The 18,780-nt window shown below is 69.1% G+C and carries 14 protein-coding genes, 1 tRNA gene and 1 riboswitch; of the genes, 2 read left to right on the top strand and 13 right to left on the bottom strand.

Annotation, left to right across the window (positions count from 1 at the left end; genetic code table 11):
• Positions 1-189: 189 nt before the first annotated feature.
• Positions 190-831, bottom strand: a complete 642-nt coding sequence (locus HNQ61_RS21280; protein ID WP_170038814.1) for a sigma-70 family RNA polymerase sigma factor — start codon at positions 829-831, stop codon at positions 190-192.
• Between the two features lie 256 nt (positions 832-1,087).
• Positions 1,088-1,660, bottom strand: coding sequence for an NUDIX hydrolase (locus HNQ61_RS21275; protein WP_170038816.1), 573 nt, complete (start codon positions 1,658-1,660; stop codon positions 1,088-1,090).
• A 198-nt stretch (positions 1,661-1,858) separates the two neighbouring features.
• Between HNQ61_RS21275 and HNQ61_RS21270 the strand changes: the two genes are divergently transcribed.
• On the top strand, positions 1,859-2,425 hold the full coding sequence (locus HNQ61_RS21270; RefSeq protein WP_170038818.1) for a TlpA family protein disulfide reductase: 567 nt from the start codon (positions 1,859-1,861) through the stop codon (positions 2,423-2,425).
• Positions 2,426-2,512: 87 nt separating this feature from the next.
• On the opposite strand, the gene HNQ61_RS21265 is transcribed toward HNQ61_RS21270, so the two are convergent.
• From HNQ61_RS21265 to HNQ61_RS21225, 9 genes are all read right to left on the bottom strand, one after another.
• Positions 2,513-3,895 carry an insulinase family protein gene (locus HNQ61_RS21265; RefSeq protein WP_170038820.1) on the bottom strand — a complete coding sequence of 461 codons (1,383 nt, stop codon included), beginning with the start codon at positions 3,893-3,895 and terminating at the stop codon, positions 2,513-2,515.
• Positions 3,892-5,178 carry a M16 family metallopeptidase gene (locus tag HNQ61_RS21260; RefSeq protein WP_170038822.1) on the bottom strand — a complete coding sequence of 429 codons (1,287 nt, stop codon included), beginning with the start codon at positions 5,176-5,178 and terminating at the stop codon, positions 3,892-3,894. The genes HNQ61_RS21265 and HNQ61_RS21260 overlap by 4 nt, the downstream gene beginning before the upstream one ends.
• Before the next feature lie 110 nt (positions 5,179-5,288).
• Positions 5,289-6,098, bottom strand: a complete 810-nt coding sequence (locus HNQ61_RS28900; RefSeq protein ID WP_170038824.1) for an ElyC/SanA/YdcF family protein — start codon at positions 6,096-6,098, stop codon at positions 5,289-5,291.
• 1 nt (position 6,099) lies between these two features.
• Positions 6,100-6,981 (bottom strand): tetratricopeptide repeat protein, encoded by an 882-nt coding sequence (locus HNQ61_RS21250; RefSeq protein ID WP_170038826.1) that lies wholly within the window; start codon positions 6,979-6,981, stop codon positions 6,100-6,102.
• A 141-nt stretch (positions 6,982-7,122) separates the two neighbouring features.
• Positions 7,123-7,204 (bottom strand) — tRNA-Leu (locus tag HNQ61_RS21245).
• 339 nt (positions 7,205-7,543) lie between these two features.
• Positions 7,544-8,215, bottom strand: coding sequence for a ribulose-phosphate 3-epimerase (rpe, locus tag HNQ61_RS21240; protein ID WP_170038828.1), 672 nt, complete (start codon positions 8,213-8,215; stop codon positions 7,544-7,546).
• Positions 8,212-8,913, bottom strand: coding sequence for a ribose-5-phosphate isomerase RpiA (gene rpiA, locus HNQ61_RS21235; protein ID WP_170038830.1), 702 nt, complete (start codon positions 8,911-8,913; stop codon positions 8,212-8,214). The genes rpe and rpiA overlap by 4 nt, the downstream gene beginning before the upstream one ends.
• Positions 8,914-9,059: 146 nt before the next feature.
• Entirely contained in the window at positions 9,060-10,580 is a 1,521-nt protein-coding gene (locus tag HNQ61_RS21230) for a hypothetical protein (protein ID WP_170038832.1), read from the bottom strand.
• Positions 10,581-10,611: 31 nt separating this feature from the next.
• A riboswitch (cyclic di-GMP riboswitch) is annotated at positions 10,612-10,689 on the bottom strand.
• Between the two features lie 683 nt (positions 10,690-11,372).
• A complete protein-coding gene (locus HNQ61_RS21225; RefSeq protein WP_170038834.1) occupies positions 11,373-12,125 on the bottom strand; it encodes a hypothetical protein in 753 nt (250 codons plus the stop codon).
• A gap of 329 nt (positions 12,126-12,454) precedes the next feature.
• On the opposite strand from HNQ61_RS21225, the gene HNQ61_RS21220 reads away from it, so the two are divergent.
• On the top strand, positions 12,455-13,030 hold the full coding sequence (locus HNQ61_RS21220; RefSeq protein ID WP_170038836.1) for a hypothetical protein: 576 nt from the start codon (positions 12,455-12,457) through the stop codon (positions 13,028-13,030).
• 513 nt (positions 13,031-13,543) lie between these two features.
• Here the strand turns inward: HNQ61_RS21220 and HNQ61_RS21215 are convergent.
• Together HNQ61_RS21215 and HNQ61_RS21210 are read right to left on the bottom strand one after the other, a co-directional pair.
• Positions 13,544-14,920 carry a RagB/SusD family nutrient uptake outer membrane protein gene (locus HNQ61_RS21215; protein WP_170038838.1) on the bottom strand — a complete coding sequence of 459 codons (1,377 nt, stop codon included), beginning with the start codon at positions 14,918-14,920 and terminating at the stop codon, positions 13,544-13,546.
• Between the two features lie 20 nt (positions 14,921-14,940).
• The gene (locus tag HNQ61_RS21210) at positions 14,941-18,045 is read right to left on the bottom strand and encodes a SusC/RagA family TonB-linked outer membrane protein (RefSeq protein ID WP_170038840.1); all 3,105 of its coding nucleotides are present in this window, start codon (positions 18,043-18,045) and stop codon (positions 14,941-14,943) included.
• Between the last annotated feature and the right edge of the window lie 735 nt (positions 18,046-18,780).

Here is an 18,780-nt window from a genome sequence, read left to right as displayed (position 1 = left end):
CCCCTCCGTTCACCAGCGCGCGGTTGTACGCGGCAAGCGTGTCAGGGTTCCACGGGCGGCGCGTCGCTCCGACACACGGCCGCCCGCGCGCGGGGACGGGTACAATGCGCGGCGCGGGGCGGAAACGAAAGGGGGCGGGCCGGAACCCGGCCCGCCCCTCCCTCGGAACGACGATCAGATGGACGCTGGTCAGTCCAGCACCGGGGCGATCAGCGCGGCGAAGTTGTTGCGCGCGCGGTTCAGCCGGCTCTTGACCGTGCCCAGGTTGGTGGAGGTGATCTCGGCGATCTCCTCGTACGTCTTGCCCTCCATCTCGCGAAGGACAAAGACGGTGCGGTGGTGCTCGGGAAGCTCGGCCACCGCGGCGTCCACCTGGCTCTTCAGGTGGCGCTTCCGGAACAGGTCGTCCGGGCGGTAGGTGTTGTCTTCCCACTCCAGCGGCTTGGCGTCCGCGTCGCGGTTCTTGAGCAGCGTCTGAAACAGGACCAGCGGGTTGCGCGAGCGGTTGCGCAGCTCGTTCTTGGCCAGGTTCGACGAGATCGTGTAGATCCAGGTCGAGAACTTCTTGCTCTGGTCAAAACGGTGCAGGTGCCGGTACACGCGGATGAAGGTTTCCTGCACCAGGTCCTCGGCGCGCTCGCGGTCGCCCGTGCTGCGGTAGACGAAGTTGAGCAGGCGGTTCTGGTAGCGCTCCACCAGTTCGCCAAAGGCCAGCCGGTTGCCCTCCAGGTGCGCGGCCACCACGCCGCTGTCGTCCAACTGCTTCAGCTGCTCGCGCGGAGAGCGCGGCTTCTGAGCATCGCGGCGTTCACTGACGGAAAGATTGAACATGGCAAGGACCTCCTGATGTGTACCGGACGGGCGGCTGCCCCGTGCATGGCAGGGGCACGCCCCGTACCCGTATCCGTTCCCGCGGCGCCGGACGCGTAACTCCGCGCCCACGCTTGAATTCCGTGTTTTCGGCTGATGATCCGGCCAACCGCGCCCGTCCTCTTTGTGGGACGATCGGGCGAGAAAATGACACCGGACCGCGTCCGCTTCACACCGCCGCCATGGGAACGCCCATCCCGGTCCCGCTCTGACGGGGCTACATCCCGAAGGCGAACCCCGCCGCGTACAGCAGCGTGCAGATGGTCTTGGCGTCGGTGATCTCGCCGTCCTTCACCATCCGCAGCGCCTGCGACATGGGCATGGTGACGGTGGACATGAACTCGTCGGCGTCGAACTCGGTTGCGCCGGCGGTCAGGTCGGTGGCGACGAAGAGGTGGATGCGTTCGTCCGTAAAGCCGGGCGTGGTGAGGATGGACGTCAGCGGGCGAAGCTCGCCCGCCTCCAGCCCCGTCTCTTCGCGCAGCTCGCGCCGCGCGCATTCATCCCACGGCTCTCCGGGGCGGTTGGGCCGGCCGGCGGGCACCTCGTACAGCCAGCCGTCCGCGGCGTAGCGGTACTGCCTCACCAGCACGATCTGGGGGTCCGGTCCGGCGGGGTCGCTCAACACCGGCAGCACCGCCGAGGCACCCGAGTGCCGGATCATCTCCAGCTCGCCCGTGGATCCGTCGGGAAAGCGGACCGTGTCCATTCCCAGGTCCACCACCCGCCCCCGGTGCACCGGCCTGCGCTCGATGAGCCCCGGCCGCACCTCCGACTGATCTTCCCGCATCCCGATCTCTCGTGGTTGAAGTATGGACACACGGGCCGCGCGGCGGAACTGCCCCGCGGCTGTGTTAACTCGATCCTAATTCGCTGGATATCGGTCCCGGGGAAGCCCGCCCGCGGCGCCCCTCCCCGTTGTGAGGGCCCGCCCCGCAGCCGTAGCTTTGCCGTTCCCGCCACGAACGCCCCCGTCACCCGCCCTCCCATGCCGTCCGACAGACACCCCCTCGCCGCCGCGCTGGCCGCGTTGGGCGAGATGGCCGCCGGTTTCGGTGGACGCCCGCCCGCCGGCCGGCTTCCGCGGGCGGGTTCGCCGCTCCCCGCCTTCGACTTTGCCGCGGTGGATGGACCGCGGATCAGCCGCGACTCTATCGCGGGCTCCCCCGCCCTCCTCGTCGCGTGGAGCCGCACCTGCTCCGCGTCGCGGCTGGCCCTGCGCGCGGTGGACGAGGTGCGGAGCGACTACGCCCGGCGCGGCATCCGCGTCGTGGTGCTGGCGGAAGACGACGACCCCGCCGCGCTGCGCGCGTTCATCCGCGAGGCGAGGGTGGAGGTGCCGGTCGCGCACACACCCGGCCTGCGGGCGCTGATGGACCCCGGCCGCCTCCCCTGGCAGAAGAGCTTTCCGCTTCCCGCCTATCTGCTGGCGGACAGGGACGGGCGGCTGGTCGCGGCCACGGCCGGCGTACCGATGGCCGAGGTTCAGCGGGGGCGCGTCCGCCTCGCGCACGTCAGGGCGATGCTCGACGCCTTTCTGGCCGCGCCGGGCTGAGCCACACGAGTCCGTGCAGAAGACGAGCGCCCCGCGCCAGAGACGACGCGGGGCGCTCCACCATCCAACGTCAAAAAGAACCCGCGTTCAGCGCAGCACGTCCGCGGGATCCACGATCTGCACGGGACCGGCGTTCAGCGCCTCCAGTCCGGGCCGCAACGCCCCCGCGTCGCCCACGATGACGACGGCGGCGCGGTCCGGCATCAGGTGCCTGCGCGCGGCTTCGCGCACCTCCTCCGCCGTGACGGCGAGCAGGCGCTCGCGGTAGCTGCCGAAGTAGTCGTCCGGGAGCCCGTACACGGCCAGCGTGCTCAGCTTGCCGGAAAGCCCGTCGGTGGTCTGCAGGCCGAGGGGAAAGACGCCGGCAAGGTAGTGCTGCGCGTTTTCCAGCTCTTCGCGCGGCACCAGATCCTGCTGCAGATCGCGCATGTCGCGCAGGATCTCGCTGACGGCGTGCGGCGTGGGCTCGCTTTGAATCGCGGCGCTGACGTGAAAGGTGCCCGGCGAGCGCCGCATTCCGAAGCTGGAACTGACGCCGTAGGTGTAGCCCAGCCGCTCGCGCAGGTTCATGTTGAGCCGCGAGGCAAAGGTGCCGCCCAGGATCGCGTTGAGCACCGTGATGGCGAAGTAGTCGGGATGGTTGCGCTCCACCCCGATGTGCCCCACCCGCACCTCGCTCTGCACCGAGCCCGGGCGGTCCGCCAGCAGAAAGGTCGTCTCCTCCAGCCGGTTGCGGGTTTCCGGATCCGGCGCGGCGGGCACCGTTCCCTCCCACCCGGCAAAGTGCCGCTCGGCCATGCGGACGACCTGGTCCAGCGTCAGGTCGCCCGCGGCAAAGAGCCACGCGCCGTCCGGCCGGTAGTACGCGTCGTGAAAGTCCGTGACGTCCTGGCGCGTCATGGCGGCCAGGGTGGACGCCAGCCCGCCCATCCGCCGCGAAAACGGGTGCGTTTCGGGAAACATGAAGTGCGTGACCAGCTCGTCCGCCAGCGCGCCGGGATCGGCGCGGCGCTGGGTGAGCGAGGCCAGCCGCTCGCCGCGGATGCGCTCCACCTCGTCCGCCGGAAAGGCGGGGCGGATGACCAGGTCGGCCAGCACTTCCATCCCCGCGTCCAGCCGGGAATTCAGCCCCGTGAACCCCACCAGGGTGGTGTCCCACGAGTTCCCCGTTTCCAGCACCAGCCCCAGTTCATCCACCCGCTCCGCGATTTCGGCGGCGTCGCGCGGGCCGGCGCCGGACTCCAGCAGCCCGGAGGTGAGCGAGGCCACGCCGCGCTTTCCATCCGGCTCCGAAAGGGCCCCGGCGGGAAGGACCACGTCCAGCGTGGCGAGCGGAAAGGTGTGGTTTTCCGCCAGCACCACCTGCAGCCCGCTGGCCAGCGTGGCGCGCTGCACGGGCGGAAAGTGAAAGGACCGCAGCTTCCCGGGCGCGGGCGGCCGGGTGCGGTCGAACTCCGCGGGGGCGCTCACGCGGCCTCCACGGCGGCCTGGGGAACGTAGGTGAGCACGACGCGGTTGTCTTCGGTCAGATAAGTCTGCACGAACGCCTGCACGTCGCGCGCGGTGAGCGCACGGTAGCGCTCCAGTTCGGTGTTGATCAGCTCCGGATCGCCGAAGTAGGTGGCCAGCATGCTGATGTTGTCGGCGCGCTCGCCGATCTTCTGCAGTTCCAGAATGCGCCGCGCCTCCAGCCCGGTCATGGCGCGCTCCATTTCCGCGTCGGTGGGCGGGGCATCGGCCACGGCCTGCAGTTCGGCGAGCATGGCGGCTTCCAGCGGCTCCGGACTGTGCCCGGGGAGCGCGTTGCCCCGCATGACGAACGCCGAGGCGCCCTTGACCGCGGGAAAGGGAAAGGCGCCCACCGAGGCCGTCATGCGCTGCTCGCGCACCAGCGACCGGTACATGCGCGCGGACTTTCCGCCCGCCAGCAGTTCGGAAAGCAGGTCGGCGACGTAGTACTCCGTGGTGCCGTACGGCGGAATGCGGTGCGCCACGTACACGCGGGCGAGGGCCACGGCGGACTCCACCCGCTCGCGCACCAGCGTGCCGGACTGGATGGGGTCCACGACGGGGCGCCCGGGAATCGGCGGCACCTCCGGCCCGCGCGGCACCGGCCCGAAGTGGCGCTCCACCATCGCCCGGGCCTCCGCCGGGTCAAAGTCGCCGCAGACGGTGAGGACGGCGTTGTTGGGCGCGTAGTAGGTGCGAAAGAAGTTGGCGACGTCTTCCAGGCTGGCGGCGTCGAGGTCTTCCATGCTGCCGATCACCGCGTGGTGATAGGGATGGTCTTCCGGCCAGACCAGCCGCTGCAGCCGCTCGTCCCAGTCGCCGTAGGGGGCGTTGTCCACGCGCTGGCGCCGCTCGTTCTTTACCACCTCGCGCTGGTTATCGAACTTTTCCTGCGTGAGCGCGGCCACGAAGCCGCCCATGCGGTCCGCGTCCAGCCAGAGGGCCAGTTCCAGGTGGCTGGACGGGAGAATGGTGTAGTAGTTGGTGCGGTCCAGCCAGGTGGAGGCGTTGATGGTGCCGCCCACGCGCTCCACCCACTGAATGTGCTGCGTATCGGTGACGTTGAGCGACCCCTGAAACATCATGTGTTCAAAGAGGTGGGCCAGCCCCGTGCGCCCCGGCTGCTCATCGCGGCTGCCCACGTTGTACCAGAGGTTCACCGCCACGATGGGAAGCGCGTGGTCGCTCGAAAGCACGACGCGCAGCCCGTTGTCCAGCGTGTACTGCTCGATCGGAATCTGCATCCGTATCTCCGGAAAGGCCTGTCCCGGCCACCCCGCCGGGCATCTCTGATTCGCGGCGGCGGGCCGGCCCTGCTCCGCCCCGCCTTCGTCTTCATCCCTGTTCCCCGCCCTTACAGCTTCTCCCGTTCCGTCCTGGCCCCCGTCACCGCCTCGAACAGCGCGAACGGAAGGCTGAAGCTTTCGCGGATCAGGTGCTTGCGTTCTTCGCCGCGGTTGCGGGAAATGGGGCTGGTGCGGGTGGGAGAGGTGTAGCCCTGGATCCCGAACTGCCGCGCGAGGAGCTTGAGGCGCAGCATGTGAAAGGGATCGCTCACCATGACGGCCGTCTTGAGCTGGCGCGTCTTCATCATGGAGGCCACGGAGGACATGGATTCCACCGTGGTCATTCCCGTGTTTTCGATGAGGATGTCGCGCCGGGGCACGCCCTGCCGCGCGGCGTAGCGGCGGCCGACCTCCGCCTCGCTCACCGTGTCGCCCGGCGCCTGCCCGCCGGTCATGATCAAGCGCGGCGCGAGGCCCCGCTTGTACAGGGAGATGGCGTGGTCCAGCCGCGCGCGCAGCACCGGCGACGGACGCCCGTCGTACTGCGCGGCGCCCAGGACGACGATCGCGTCTACCTTGCGCGCCTCGTTGCGCCGTCCGTAGACGTGGATGGCGGCGACGGTAAGCGCCCAGCACGCCACCACGAAAAGGCAGAGCTGGACCAGCCGGCGGACGATGCGCACGGGAAGCGGCGCCCGCTTGCGCACGGGCCGCTCCTTCTTTGCGGCCGCGCGCGCGTGCCCCGACGACACGCCGTCCGGCTGCACGGGGCCGGGCCGCACGGGGTCGGGCCGCACCGGATCGGAAGGCGCGGGATCGGGGCGCACGGGGTCGCGCCCATACGCGACGGTATCGTCCGGGTCCGGGGGATGGCTCACGTCAGGCCCGCTGCAGCAGCCGCTCGCGCAGCAGCGGCGGGCCCAGGTCCGTGCGCAGAAACTCTTCGGAGGCTTCGGGGCCGGCGTTCAGGCAGTCTTCCACCTCGGAAAGAAGGGCGCCGTCGCTGCTGTCGGCCGCGGCCTCGGCGCGCGCGAATGCTTCCCACGCGGGGTCTTCCCACCCCTGCGCGCCCATGGCCAGCGCGGCCAGCAGTTGCACCTCCACGTCTTCCACCCGCTCCTCCGCCGACTGGTGAAGCTGCTCCGCGCCTTCTTCGCCGCGCCCCGCATCCACCAGCGCCAGGCCGAACAGGCCGCGCAGCCAGCTGTCGTCCGAGGTCAGCGAGAGCGCTTCTTCCAGCGCGTCCAGCCCGGGTGCGGGGCGGCCGGCCAGCAGGTACGCAATCCCCAGTTCGGCCTGCACGCCGGCGTCTTCCGGCGCGAGGGTGCGGGCGGCCTCCAGCTCCGAGATCGCCTCGGTGTACAGTCCTTCGCGCGACAGATACGAGCCGTACGCAAGCCGCGCGAAAGGAAAGTCCGGCGCCGTCAACGCGGCCAGCCGCAGGGCGGACTCCGCGGAGGGATCGTCCAGCGCGGCCACGCCCGTGCCGGCCGCCGCCAGGATAAACGGGTCGGTGGGGCTGAGCGCGAGGGTGCGGCGGAACATGTCGTACGCCTCGGCTTCCTCCCCCAGACGCTGCGCGGCGAGACCCACCCAGCAGAGCAGAAGGGCGTTCTCCGGGTGCCGGTCCAGCTCGTTTACGAGCATCTCGTGCGCCTCGGGCCAGCGTTCCTGCTCGCCCAGCGACTGCGCTTCGGTGATCAGCGCCTCGAGTTCCTCGGCGCTGTCCACGGGCATTCCATCCAACGTCTCGTCATCCACCGCGTCGTGCTCCCCCGTTGCGAGTGTTCCGGCAGAATCCAATGCTGCCCCCGCGCGGCCCCCGGCGCAAGGTGCGAACCAGTTGTACACGCACGCGACGCGCCCCGCGGCTCGCTGGGAACCGCGGGGCGCGACACCGGATGCCTGGGACGGGACTCGAACCCGTAAGGCTTTCGCCGGGGCATTTTAAGTGCCCTGTGTTTGCCGATTTCACCACCCAGGCGGCAATTCTCGTCCCGCAAGATAATTCGTCGCAGGCGAATGATCCACGTTCTCGGCCGAGTCCGTCAACTGAATCTCACGCGGGGGTCGCGGAGGACGCGGAGGTCACGGGGACAACGGACCGGCGGGGGAAGAAGGAAAGCGGGCTCACACAGAGTCAACAGAGTTAACAGAGTTAACAGTACGGAAGAACGAGGGTCGATCCGGACTCTCCGAACATCAAACCCTCTGTTTCACTGTTGACTCTGTTAACTCTGTGTAATTCCCTTCTTTTCCGTTCCCCGCGACCTCCGCGTCCCCCGCGACCTCCGCGACCTCCGCGTGAGGGCAGTTTACGGAGTCAGCTCTCGCCGGCAGCCTGGCGGAGCGCGCGGAGGTTGTCCGCCACGGAAGCCTTGGCGTTGTAGACGGCGGACCCGGCCACCACCACGCTCGCGCCCGCGGACTTCACCTGCGCGATCGTGGGCGGCGCGACCCCGCCATCCACTTCCAGCTCCACGTGCGACAGCCCCCGCTCGTCCAGCATCGCGCGGATGCGGCGGATCCGCTCCGTGCTGCCGGGGATGTACGACTGCCCGCCGAAGCCCGGGTTCACCGACATCACCAGCACCAGGTCCACGTCCACCAGGATTTCGGAGATGGACTCCAGCGGCGTGGCGGGGTTCAGCGTTACGCCGGGATGCACGCCCAGTTCGCGGATCTGCTGAACGGTGCGGTGCAGGTGCGGCGACGTTTCCACGTGCACGGTCAGGTAGTCCGCGCCCGCGTCGGCAAAGGCGGACAGGTAGCGCTCCGGCTTTTCAATCATCAGATGCACGTCGATGGGGAGCGACGTGGCCTTGCGCGCGACCGCCGCGATCAGCGGCCCGATGGTGATGTTGGGGACGAAGTGCCCGTCCATCACGTCCACGTGAATCCAGTCCGCCCCGCCCCGCTCCGCTTCCTGAATCTGCTCCGCCAGCCGCCCGAAGTCCGCGGACAGGATGGAGGGCGCGATCTTGATGGCGCTCATCGCGCGTCCTCCCGCGTGCGCACGCTCACACCGTCCGCGCCCGCGATCACCACCGCCGTCGCCATCCCCAGAAACAGCCCGCACTCCAGAATGCCGGGCCGCATGAGCAGCGCGCGCTCCAGCGCCTCCGGGTCGGCGATGCCGCCGGCGAAGCGGCAGTCGTAGATGCGCCCGCCGCCGTCCGTCACCACGGGCGCGCCGTCCCGCTCGCGAAGGACGGGCTCGGCGCCCAGGCCGCGCAGGAAGTCCACCTGGATGGCGGCGCCGAACGGATCCACCTCCACCGGAAGCGGCGCGCGCGTCCCCAGCCGCTGCACCACCTTGGTGTCATCCGCCACGATCACCAACTCGGCGGACGCGGCGGCGACGATCTTTTCCCGCAGCAGCGCCGCGCCCAGCCCCTTGATGAGCCGCAGCTGGGGATCCACCTCGTCCGCGCCGTCGATGGTCAGGTCCACGCGCGGGCGCTCGTCCAGCGTGGCCAGCGGAATGCCCAGCCGACGGGCCCGCGCCGTCGTGTCTTCCGACGTGGGCACGCCCACGATGCCCGCCCACTCGCCGGCAGCGCGGCGCTCCGCGATCACGTCCAGCAGGTGGCGCACCGTGGAGCCCGTTCCCAGCCCCACCGTCATCCCGTCGCGGATCCACTCCGCCGCGCGCTCGGCGGCCCGCCGCTTCAGCGCTTCCGTATCCGTCATCTGCACCCGTGCTCCGTGCGGTCCAAGGCGTTCAGGAGCCGCCAACCTATCATCCGGCTTCCGTGCGCGCGACGGGGGCGGAACGAAAGAACCCCGGACGCGCGATGGCGTCCGGGGTCCTGTTCATCCACCAGGGACGGGCGGGATCAGCCTTCGCCCGCGCCGCTCCACCCGTACTCGCGAACTTCGCTGGAACGGCACTCGGTACGCAGCCCGCCGTTGAGCCAGTACGGGCTGTCGTTGACGCACGTCCGCGGCACCGAGCTCACGATGCGGTCAAAGGCGCTCACGGTGATGACCGGGTTCACCGAGAACTCGCCGATGGCGTCGGCGAAGCGCAGCTGCACCGAGATGGTTCCCGCCACCGGGCGGTGCTGGCCGCCGGCGCCGTACGTCTCGTACTCGTCGTTCCACGTCCAGTACGTTTCCTGCGCGGTGACGTTGTCCCACTTTCGCGAGAAGCCCACCGAGTGGTACGTCACCGTGCCGGAAAAGCGCGTGTAGCCGAAGGTGGTGATTCCCGTGCCGCCCGCGCCCGTGCTGCACAGGTACAGGTGGCCGCCCTGCTCGGTAACGAGCTGGTCGGTGCACAGGCGGCCGGTGGCATCGGCCGTGGCGTTCAGCGAGCCCCATTCCGTGGTCTGCCAGGTCGCCGCGCCGGAGCGGACGTCCAGCGCCACGCGGGCCAGCGGAAAGCTGGTGGCGCGGGGCAGCGTGCCCACGAGCGACAGCGTCTGCTCGCGCGGGCCCTCGGTGACGCCCGACTCGTACTCCTGGTGCGAGCCGCCGGCGTCACGCCAGGTGTAGTCGAAGCGCGTGGTCGTCTTGACCTGGCGCTCCTCGAACGTGGCGCGGGCCGCGGCCAGCACGTTGGGCTGCACCACTTCCACCACCTCGGAACCGCCGCCGGCCGTCTGCCCGCCGTCCAGGCGCACTTCCACGCTCGGCTCGCCGGCCTGCAGAAAGGTGTAGGTGAAGGCGCAGGAGACCGCGTCGCCCGCGTCCACCCACACGTTGGGCGCGCTGTCCACCTTGAGGCCGTTCACGTACAGCGAGCAGCCGGTGTAGGAGCCCGCGTCGCCGTTCAGTTCGCGCACCGTGGCCGTGATCACCGTGGGCACGCCGACCAGCACCTGGGCGGGAAGGTTCAGGTCCACCGAGAGCGCGGCGCCCCGCGAAACCGTTTCGGTAATGGTCACCACGTCAGTGCGCTTGCCGTCGATGCCGCGCACGTTGGCCTGCACCTGCAGCCGCGTTCCGCGCGGAAGGCCGCGGAAGCTGAAGGTGGCCAGGCCGGTGGAGGAGGGACGCTGGTAGTTGTTGGTGAAGAGGCGCTCACCGTTGGGGCCGGTGGCCTTGATCTGCACCTTGCTCAGCTCGCCCGGTGCCACGGAAAGGTTCTCCAGGCTGCCGGTGGTGACGGTGAGCGTGGTGACGCCGTCGGCCCCCAGGAGCGCGCGGCCGGCCAGGGTGGCGCTGCCGGAGCGTCCGGTGGCGTGGCGTACGCCGGTGTCGCTGTACTTGCCGGCGCGAAGCCCGCGGGCGAGCACCGGGTCCGCGCCCTGCCCGGCGCGCGCGGAGGGAGCGACGGCGTCGCTGGTACAGGCGGCCGCGAGCAGAAGCACCGCGGGGACTACCAGACGATGTGTGGAGGAGAGACGAAGCATGAGCCGTAGGGGGAGCGTGGTGATGCTCTCCTTCGGCGGCCGGGCTGTCTCGCGCGGGAGACCCCTAGCTTTGCGGACCGGCCTCGCGACCGGGGTGCCGTTTCGGGATAGATGAAATGGGAGGCAGTACAGGAAGGACCTGAATTGCTGCAACAACCCCGGGTATCAGTGCGGCCAATATAGTTTACCTGATTCAGAACGCAAGCTTGTTGATTGCCCGCCGGGCTTACCTCCTTCCGGCCGGGCAAGTGCATCCTGAGAAACATCTTGCGCTTCCACCCGCATGGGTGCGGGCACGGGGATGCGTCCCCCTCTGCCGAGCGCGAGCGTGCCGCCGTGAGAAGGCGTTGAGAAGCCCCGGCTTCCTGGCTCAGCTTGGCCCAACGGACGGCTCGCGCCGCAAGGCATCATCCTGAGAAGGTGTCGAGAAGCCCAGTCGATCTGGCTCAGATCAGCCCCAAGGACGGCTCACGCCTCAAGGCGTCATCCTGAGAAGGCGCCGCAGGTACCTGCCTCCACCCCACAATTTGGCGCCGACGAAGGATCTACTTTCCCCGCGAGAACGGGCGTGGGACCCGCGACGTTGGCTCGGCGGATGGTAGATCCTTCGGCCGCGCATGACCTCGGCGCGGCGGAGAGGCCGGCGCACGCTCCCTCACGATGTCGCCTCCGGGCGGGGTTCGACGGCGAGAGACGAACTGCGGGCCGTTTCTCCACATGCGGTGTGAGCATCCGGCTCCTCCCGCCGGAGCCGCCGAGCCATCCATCTGCCGAGCCGCGGCGCACCCGTGCTCAGGGTGGGGTGCGGCTCAGGATGACGAGCTTCTGCCAGATCTTGCCGCTCAGCCCCGTGGTGAGCGCCTCCACCTCGTCCACGGCGGCCAGCACCACGGGGTCGTCCAGCGTCTGCGCGTACAGCGCGGCCAGCTTGCTGTTCAGCGCCAGCAGTTCGCTGCAGTAGTCCAGGTAGCGGGCCAGTTCGTACCGGTTCAGCTCGCGCCGCGGCGACGATGGCGTGTCGCCGCCGATGGAGCTGCCGCTGTGCCGGTCCGGGTCCTTGGTCAGCTGGTGCATGTCCACGATGTGCGCCACGGCGCGAAGCTCGCGCAGCGCTGACAGGGCGCGGCGGCGCTTGAGCCTGCTTTCCATCGTCAGCAGAAAGAGGACGGCGAGTCCGAGCAGAACCACGTCGTTGATGGCGGCTTCGGCCACCTGCAGCAGTTCCGGCAGCGACATCCCGCGCGCACGCAGATCCACGCGCATCGCGATCCCCGCCAGAAGCGCAGCCAGCACCAGCAGCACCCCGCCCACCGCCACGCGAACGCCCAGCACCGGCCGGCGCACCCACTGAATGGTGTCCACCGTGCGGCCCGCCATGCCCAGGATCTCGCGCGCGAGCCGGCCCAGCCCGCTGCCAGGAAAGCGCTCCTCGATGCGGTCGCCCAGCGCGCGCACCGTCTGGGTGATGCGCTCGGGGTCCAGCCGGGGCCCCGGCGTGGTTCGCGGCGGCGACGGGAACTGGGAGGACGATGCGGATTCAGCCATGCGCAGCGAAAGCGTCGTAAGCGGGCGGCGGGCGCCGGAGCGGGGATCGTAGACGCGCGCGTCCGTCCCGGCAACCCGCACGGGAACCGGGCGCCGTTCTCCCCCCCGCAGAACGGACCGCGATTTGCGGCGCGGGGAAGGTGGCAGAAGCAGGGGTGGATGAACGTTGTATTCCGTAAATCCCGCGGCACCGCCATGGCGCCGTGCACACTCCTTCTCCGCCACCGTGTCCCGGGGATGCGGCGCTGGACCCATCACTTCTTCCGGACGCGTCCCGTGCCCGGAACCCGGCGGAGGCGTCCGCCTTCCACAAGCCCCCCGAGGTGCCCATGCGCTACCTGACGTTTGCGGCGCTCGCCTGCCTGAGCGGCTGCACGGCAATGCGGTCCACCGTCTCGGTCCCCCCCGATGAAATCCGCTCCGTGGTGCGCCTGCACACCGCCCGCGGGGTGCGCGACCTGGAACTCACGCGCAACACCTTTGACCGTCCGCGCTTCGTGCGCATGGGCTCCGACGCCGGCCTGGCCGCGCTTCCCGGCATCTACGAACAGCTCGGCATTCCCTCGGCGCAGGTGCTGAACGCCGATGAACAGCTGTTCGGCAGGCGCTACATGCGCGCGCGGCACGAACTGGGCGGCGTGCGGCTGTCGCGCTACCTGAACTGTGGAAGCACCTTCGTGGGCGGGCCGGACAACTACGAAATCGTCCTTACCGTGATGACGGTCATGAAGCCCACGGGCGGCGGGACCGCAGTGCGCACCTGGGTGGATGCCACCGGGCGCGACGGAGCGGGGTCCGGCACGCAGCCCATTCAGTGCTCCAGCACGGGGCTGCTGGAGCGCGAGATCGTCCACCGGCTGGGCGGCAGCGGCACCGGGCTCGCCTCCACCGCCAGCCGCGACTGACGCGCGGCGGTGGGACAAGAGGAATTGGAATGATGAAGGGAGCGGGCGATGTCGCCCGCTCCCTTTGCGTTTCAAGCCTCGTCCTTCGTCAGGGCCCTCCATCCGATGCGCGTGGCGACGAGTCTAGTATCGGATGATTGCCCCTCGCCATCCACTGATGAGCCGCGATCCTGATCTGCGTACGTGAGGATGACCTGCACGGTCGCCTCGGTTCCCGCAGGATTTCCGGTCGCCTGCCTCCGTCTGCACGGGAGGGCGCGGGAAGAAGATTCCCGAGCCCGGGGATGATCCAACGTTGCGCGCATCGTACTCGGCGTGTGGCCTGCTTTCGACGCCCTGACCAGCCGTGAACATCCGCCCGGCTCCTTGACGCGCGTTTTTCCGATGGGACCCTAGCCTGGACGAAATCCCGGAACGGAAAAGAACGAGGGGGGCGGCTGGAAATCCAGCCGCCCCCCTCGTTCTGCGTCCCTGCCTGCCAGCCCGCCGCAATGCGGCGGGCTGGCGAGGTGACTACGGGCGGTAGCCCGGGTTGCCCGTGATCTCGGCCTGCGTCGGCATGAAGCAGACGCTGGTGCCGTAGGTGCCACGGTTCGCCGTCGGGTGGTTGCCCGTCGGGTAGAAGTTCTGCGAGTACAGACGGATGTACCGGCGCAGATCGCCTTGGCGGTGGCCGTCCAGGAAGAAGTCCCGGCGGCGCTGGTCCATCAGGAACGACAGGTACTGCGCGTCGCTCGCGTCGGCAGCAAGCTGCGGCGCGGTCGGCGGCGTGGGGACCAGGCTCTGGTCCACCTGGCCCGCGCGCGAACGCACGTTCAGGAACCGGATGTTCTCCGGAGTGCGTCCCTGCGCCTCGGCCATGATGTAGCGGGCCTCGAGCGCCGAAGAGATGCGGATGGACGCGCTCTGCGTGAACGCCGCACCCGTCGAGTCCGGCTTGCCGACCGAGGTGAAGCCGCTGAACGAGGGCGACTGGTACGGCGCAAACAGCTGCGTCGCCTGGTCGTGCCCGGTGCCGCCAGCGCGGTTGTAGCGCACGCGGACGTCGTTCAGGTTACGGAACGCGATGTCCACACCCAGGTTACGGGTGCTGCCGATGGCGGACGCAAAGAACGTGTTGCTGCTGTTCGTCACGTCGTAGAACGAACGCCACTGGAAGCCGCCCGGAATCAGGCCGGCCATGCTGTCGGCCGCGGTGGTCACCTGCGACGCGAACGCGGTGGCCTGCGAACGCTCACCCAGGTTCAGGTGGGCGCGGGCGGCCGAAACGCGGGCGAAGCTGATGATCGAGTCGGCGCGCGCGCCGGCGCTGCCCGCGACGGCCTTGTACGCCGTCGCCGTGGCGATGGCGCGGTTGGCGCGGTCGATGGCCAGCCGGAACATGGAGTCCGGGCTGATGGCGCCCTGGCCGGGGGTCACCGGCGCCTCGCACAGGAACTCGCCCATGAGCGCGTAGGTCAGCGCGCCGTAGGCCTGCACGCGGGCCAGGCCCAGCGACCGGTTAGCCGTGTCCGGCGAGATGCGCACCAGGCGCGCCTCGAAGCTGTCCGCCGCCGCGCGGGTGTACTCCAGCACGGGGTACACGTCGGTGGAGTTCAGCTTGTCGATCTGGCGCAGGTCAATGCGCTGCACCGTCTCGAAGTTGTTGCCCGTCACCGCCTCGTCGCTGATCACCGCGCTGTACAGCGCCAGTTCGTCGTACGAACCCTGGAAGCGCGAGATGACGCCGTTCACCAGCACCGGAACGACCGACGGGTCATCCAGGTCTTCCGCGGCGTAGGTGGCCGGGTTGTCCACGTCCAGCAGGGAATCGCACCCGGCCGCCACTCCCGCCAGCCCGAAGGCCAGCAGGAGACGGGCGGAAGCTCTTCCGGAAAGTGAAACTCGCATGAGTGCCTTTCAGGTACTTGTTAGAAGCGGACGGTGATGGACGCCGTGATACGCCGGGTCGGCGGCACCGCGTTCGTCTCGGCCAGCAGGAAGTCGCTGTTGTCGGCGTTCACTTCGGGGTCCACGCCGGTGTAGTCCGTCCAGGTGGAGAGGTTGCGGCCGGAAAGCGACACCACCACGCCCTCGGTGCCAAAGCGCTGCGTGAAGCGCGTGGGAACCACGTAGCTCGCCGAGATCTCGCGCAGCTTCACGAAGTCGGTGCTCTCGATGTACTGGCCGCCGCCGCCCGTGCGCAGCATGTCGTGAACCAGCGTGTCCGCCGCGGTCGATTCCGAGGTCAGGAGCACTTCCTTCACCAGCAGGTCGCCCACGGTGCGCGTGCGGCGGGTCAGGTTCAGCTGGTACGCGCCGGTCTGGCGGTCAAGCTGGAAGCCGAAGCGCAGGTTGCGGAACACGCGGAAGCTGTTGTCCCACGACAGGGTGCGGGTGGGCAGCGAGCCGCCGTAGTACACCGTGTCGTTGGCGATGATCGGGCCGCGGCGGTAGGTCGCCGTCGGCGCGCCGCGAAGGATTTCGCCGTTGGCGCCACGCGAAGGCACCGTGCCGAACAGGGTGCCCAGCGGGCGGCCTTCGCCCAGGATCACGCCCGTGCCGGCCACGCTGAAGCCCGAGATGATCGGGTCCGAGCGCACGCCGCCGAAGCTCACCAGCTCGTTCTTGAGCGTGGCGTGCGCGATGCGGCTTTCCCACGTGAAGTTGCGGGTCTCGATCGGCAGCACGCTCAGCGTGAGCTCGGTGCCGCGGTTGTTGATCTCGCCCACGTTCTGGTTCACGGAGCCCGCGAAACCGCCGGAGGGCGGGTTGGGCACCGGGATCAGCGCGTCGTTCGTGGTCTTGTTGTAGTACGTGAAGTCCAGCGCGATGCGGCCGTTGAGCAGCGAGCCGTCAAAGCCCAGCTCGTACTCTTCGCCCTGCTCCGCCGTCAGGTTGGGGTTGCCGTACGTGTTGGCCAGGAAGCCCTGCCCCACGACCGCGCCCGCCTCGTTGATGATGACCGGGTTGGGAACGAAGGTCTGCTCGGCCGAGTACGGCGCGGGCGCGTTGCCGGCCCGGCCCCAGGCGGCGCGAATGCGGAACTGGTCCACGCCCGGCACGTTGAAGAAGGGCTCCTCGCTGATCACGTACGAAGCGCCCAGCTTGGGGTACAGCGCGTACTCCTGGTCGGCGCCGAACGCCGAGTTGCGGTCGTTGCGCAGACCGGCCGTAAGGAACAGACGGTCACGCCAGCCCACCGTCTCCTGCGCGAAGAAGCCGATCGTGCGCTGGTCCTGGTAGGTCTCGTTGCCGGTGTTGGTGGAGCCGGTGCCCAGCAGGGTCACGCTGCCCGGCGCGAAGCCGTACGAGGTGCCCTGGATGTAGCCGAAGCGCGTGGAGATCAGCTGGCTGCCGAACGTCAGCGTCGACGAGAAGTCGCGCGGAAGGTCGTTGCTGATGGTACCCGCGTAGTCAACCGTGTACAGGCGGTCCAGCGGGCGGATCTGCTGGCGCAGGCCGGTGGCCTGGAGCGCGCCGTACGGGCAGCGGCCGGCCTGGCACTGGGGGTTCTGCGCAAGGCCGATTTCGTCGCGCGCGTAGAACTCCTGGCTGGTGCGGCTGTTGTAGTCAAAGCCGCCGGCAAGCCGGTTCTGGAACCAGGTGAACGGCTGCCAGCGCACGATGCCCGACAGCAGGAAGCGGTCGGCCTCGGTGCTGTTGTCGAACGCGTTGATCTCGGTGGGGCTCAGGCCCAGCCAGCTCACCCCGAACGGGTTGAGGCGGCCCGGAGTGGCGCGGTTCGCGTTGCGGGTAAGGCCCAGCGAAGCGTTGTCCGAAAGCGGCAGCTGGTTCTCGGTGCGCGAGTAGCCCAGGTTGACGTTCGCGTCCAGCTTGTCGGAGGGCGTAACGGTGAAGTTGGCCCGGCCCGAGATGCGCGAAAACTCGTTGTTGTACGTGACGCCGTCGTTGTCGTCCCAGTTGCCGCTCAGGAAGAACCCGAAGCGCTCGCCGCCGCCGGTGGCGTTCAGCGAGTACGTGCGCAGGTGGCCCGTGCGCAGCGCCTTGGGATCCTGGCGCAGCAGGTCGGCCGTGATGAACTGGCCGGGGGTCACGCCCGAGCACCCGGGATAGGTGCGGTTCACGATGTTGAAGCCGGCGCTGTCCACGCGGCCCTTGGTGCACAGCGTGTAGTTCGTGAAGGTGCGGCCGTGGAACTCCTGCTCACCGTAGGAGACGCGGCTCTGCACCTGCACGCGCTGCTGGCCGGCGCGGCCCTTCTTGGTGGTGATGCTGATCACGCCGTTGGCGGCGTCGGCACCGTACAGCGTCGAGGCGGCGGGGCCCTTGATGACTTCGATGCTCTCGATGTCGGAGGGGTGCACCGCGTCGGAGGCGGACTGCGAAGCGCCGCCCACGCCGAAGATGGTCTGGCTCGCGCCGTTCATGCGCACGCCGTCGATCACGTAGATCGGGGCGGAGCCGGCGTTGATGGAGCTGATGCCGCGGATGCGGACGCGGGGCGAGGTGCCCTCGGTGCCCGACTGCGTCATCACCTGCACGCCCGGCACGCGCGACTGCAGCACGGCGGTGACGTTGTTGATGGACGCGTTGTTATCGACGACGTCGGCGGTCTGGATGGTGCTGACCGAGTTGGGAACTTCGCGGCGGGTGGCCTGCCCCGTGGGCGAGCCGGTGACCACCACGGCGTCAAGCGCCAGCGCCTGCTCGGTGATCTGGAAGTTCTGGGTCAGGGCGGCCCCGTTCAGGGTCACCGTGGCCGCCTGCGAGCCGTAGCCGATGGCGCTGGCACGCAGAGTGATGGTGGTGCCGGTGGCGCCGGTGACGGCCAGGCGGTACGCACCGCTCTGGTCGGTCAGGGCGCCGGTGGTGGTGCCGGAAACCACGACGCGGGCGGACGAAACGGGCTGGCCGTTGGGGCCGCGGACACTGCCCGAAATGGTGGTGCGTGCCTGGGCACTCAATGCCACAGGCGCCCCCAGCAGCAGCGCAGCCGCCGCCAGGGACAGGATGGATCGCATCCGGACGGAGAACATCATGTAGTCCCAGTCGTTGAGGTGCTTGCGGAGCAAACGGGACCGCAGGGCGGACCCGCGTCGAACATCACGAGACGCGGTGAAAGAACCTCCTTCGAGGGGTGGAACCTTGGAATCGAACCCAGGGAGGGCCGCGAGCGCCGGGCTGGGCCGAAACCGGTCAGCCTTCTCGCGGCGAGTGCCGTAACCTGTTGCAGAACGTGCAGGTTGCGAGATCGTGACAGAGAAAGTGACGAGGAGCCATGCTCCGGGGCCCCGTCGTTCGATCAATCGTTCGGTGTGAGGCTGTATACGGTAGAGTACCGGGGAACTTTACGCAAGCCCGCGGGTGTGGCAGTGCGGAGCAGTTGGTGGTGATATATAGCTCAAAACGTTGCTTGGCAACAGCTTGAACGTTTCGTACGCCGAATTCCGCTCCGTTCTCCGGCTGTAAAACCCCGGTCACGCAAGCACCCGAATTACGCGCTTTCTTGACGCGGTCCCGATATTTATTGCATGGTGCGGCGGAAACTGTTTCTTACCCCTCCGCGACCGCTCCCAACGTGCCAGAACTCCCGCGCATCCGGGGCCACCCTGCCCCGCCCCGCGCCATTCGTCACCGGCGGACGATCGCCGGGGGCGGTGCCGGCCGGACCGAGGCAGCGGGCCGCGGCCGTCCTCCCGCGCATCCGTAGGGTTCCCGGCCGGCCCTGGTTTCGGCGCGCGTCCGAAAAAACGTTGGTCACGCATCGGGCAAGGATTTGGACGAGATCGTGCCAAATCCCGGAGCGG

The organism is Longimicrobium terrae, from assembly GCF_014202995.1.
GTDB lineage: Bacteria > Gemmatimonadota > Gemmatimonadetes > Longimicrobiales > Longimicrobiaceae > Longimicrobium > Longimicrobium terrae.
The sequence above is the reverse complement of the archived record's forward strand: the minus strand, read 5'-3'. Positions and strand labels throughout refer to the sequence as shown.

What these genes read in the sequence shown, in the direction of transcription:
- HNQ61_RS21280 (WP_170038814.1), bottom strand. Translation starts at nt 831, where the DNA reads ATGTTCAATCTTTCCGTCAGTGAACGCCGCGATGCTCAGAAGCCGCGC.
- HNQ61_RS21275 (WP_170038816.1), bottom strand. Translation starts at nt 1,660, where the DNA reads ATGCGGGAAGATCAGTCGGAGGTGCGGCCGGGGCTCATCGAGCGCAGG.
- HNQ61_RS21270 (WP_170038818.1), top strand. Translation starts at nt 1,859, where the DNA reads ATGCCGTCCGACAGACACCCCCTCGCCGCCGCGCTGGCCGCGTTGGGC.
- HNQ61_RS21260 (WP_170038822.1), bottom strand. Translation starts at nt 5,178, where the DNA reads ATGCAGATTCCGATCGAGCAGTACACGCTGGACAACGGGCTGCGCGTC.
- rpe (WP_170038828.1), bottom strand. Translation starts at nt 8,215, where the DNA reads ATGAGCGCCATCAAGATCGCGCCCTCCATCCTGTCCGCGGACTTCGGG.
- rpiA (WP_170038830.1), bottom strand. Translation starts at nt 8,913, where the DNA reads ATGACGGATACGGAAGCGCTGAAGCGGCGGGCCGCCGAGCGCGCGGCG.
- HNQ61_RS21230 (WP_170038832.1), bottom strand. Translation starts at nt 10,580, where the DNA reads ATGCTTCGTCTCTCCTCCACACATCGTCTGGTAGTCCCCGCGGTGCTT.
- HNQ61_RS21225 (WP_170038834.1), bottom strand. Translation starts at nt 12,125, where the DNA reads ATGGCTGAATCCGCATCGTCCTCCCAGTTCCCGTCGCCGCCGCGAACC.
- HNQ61_RS21220 (WP_170038836.1), top strand. Translation starts at nt 12,455, where the DNA reads ATGCGCTACCTGACGTTTGCGGCGCTCGCCTGCCTGAGCGGCTGCACG.
- HNQ61_RS21215 (WP_170038838.1), bottom strand. Translation starts at nt 14,920, where the DNA reads ATGCGAGTTTCACTTTCCGGAAGAGCTTCCGCCCGTCTCCTGCTGGCC.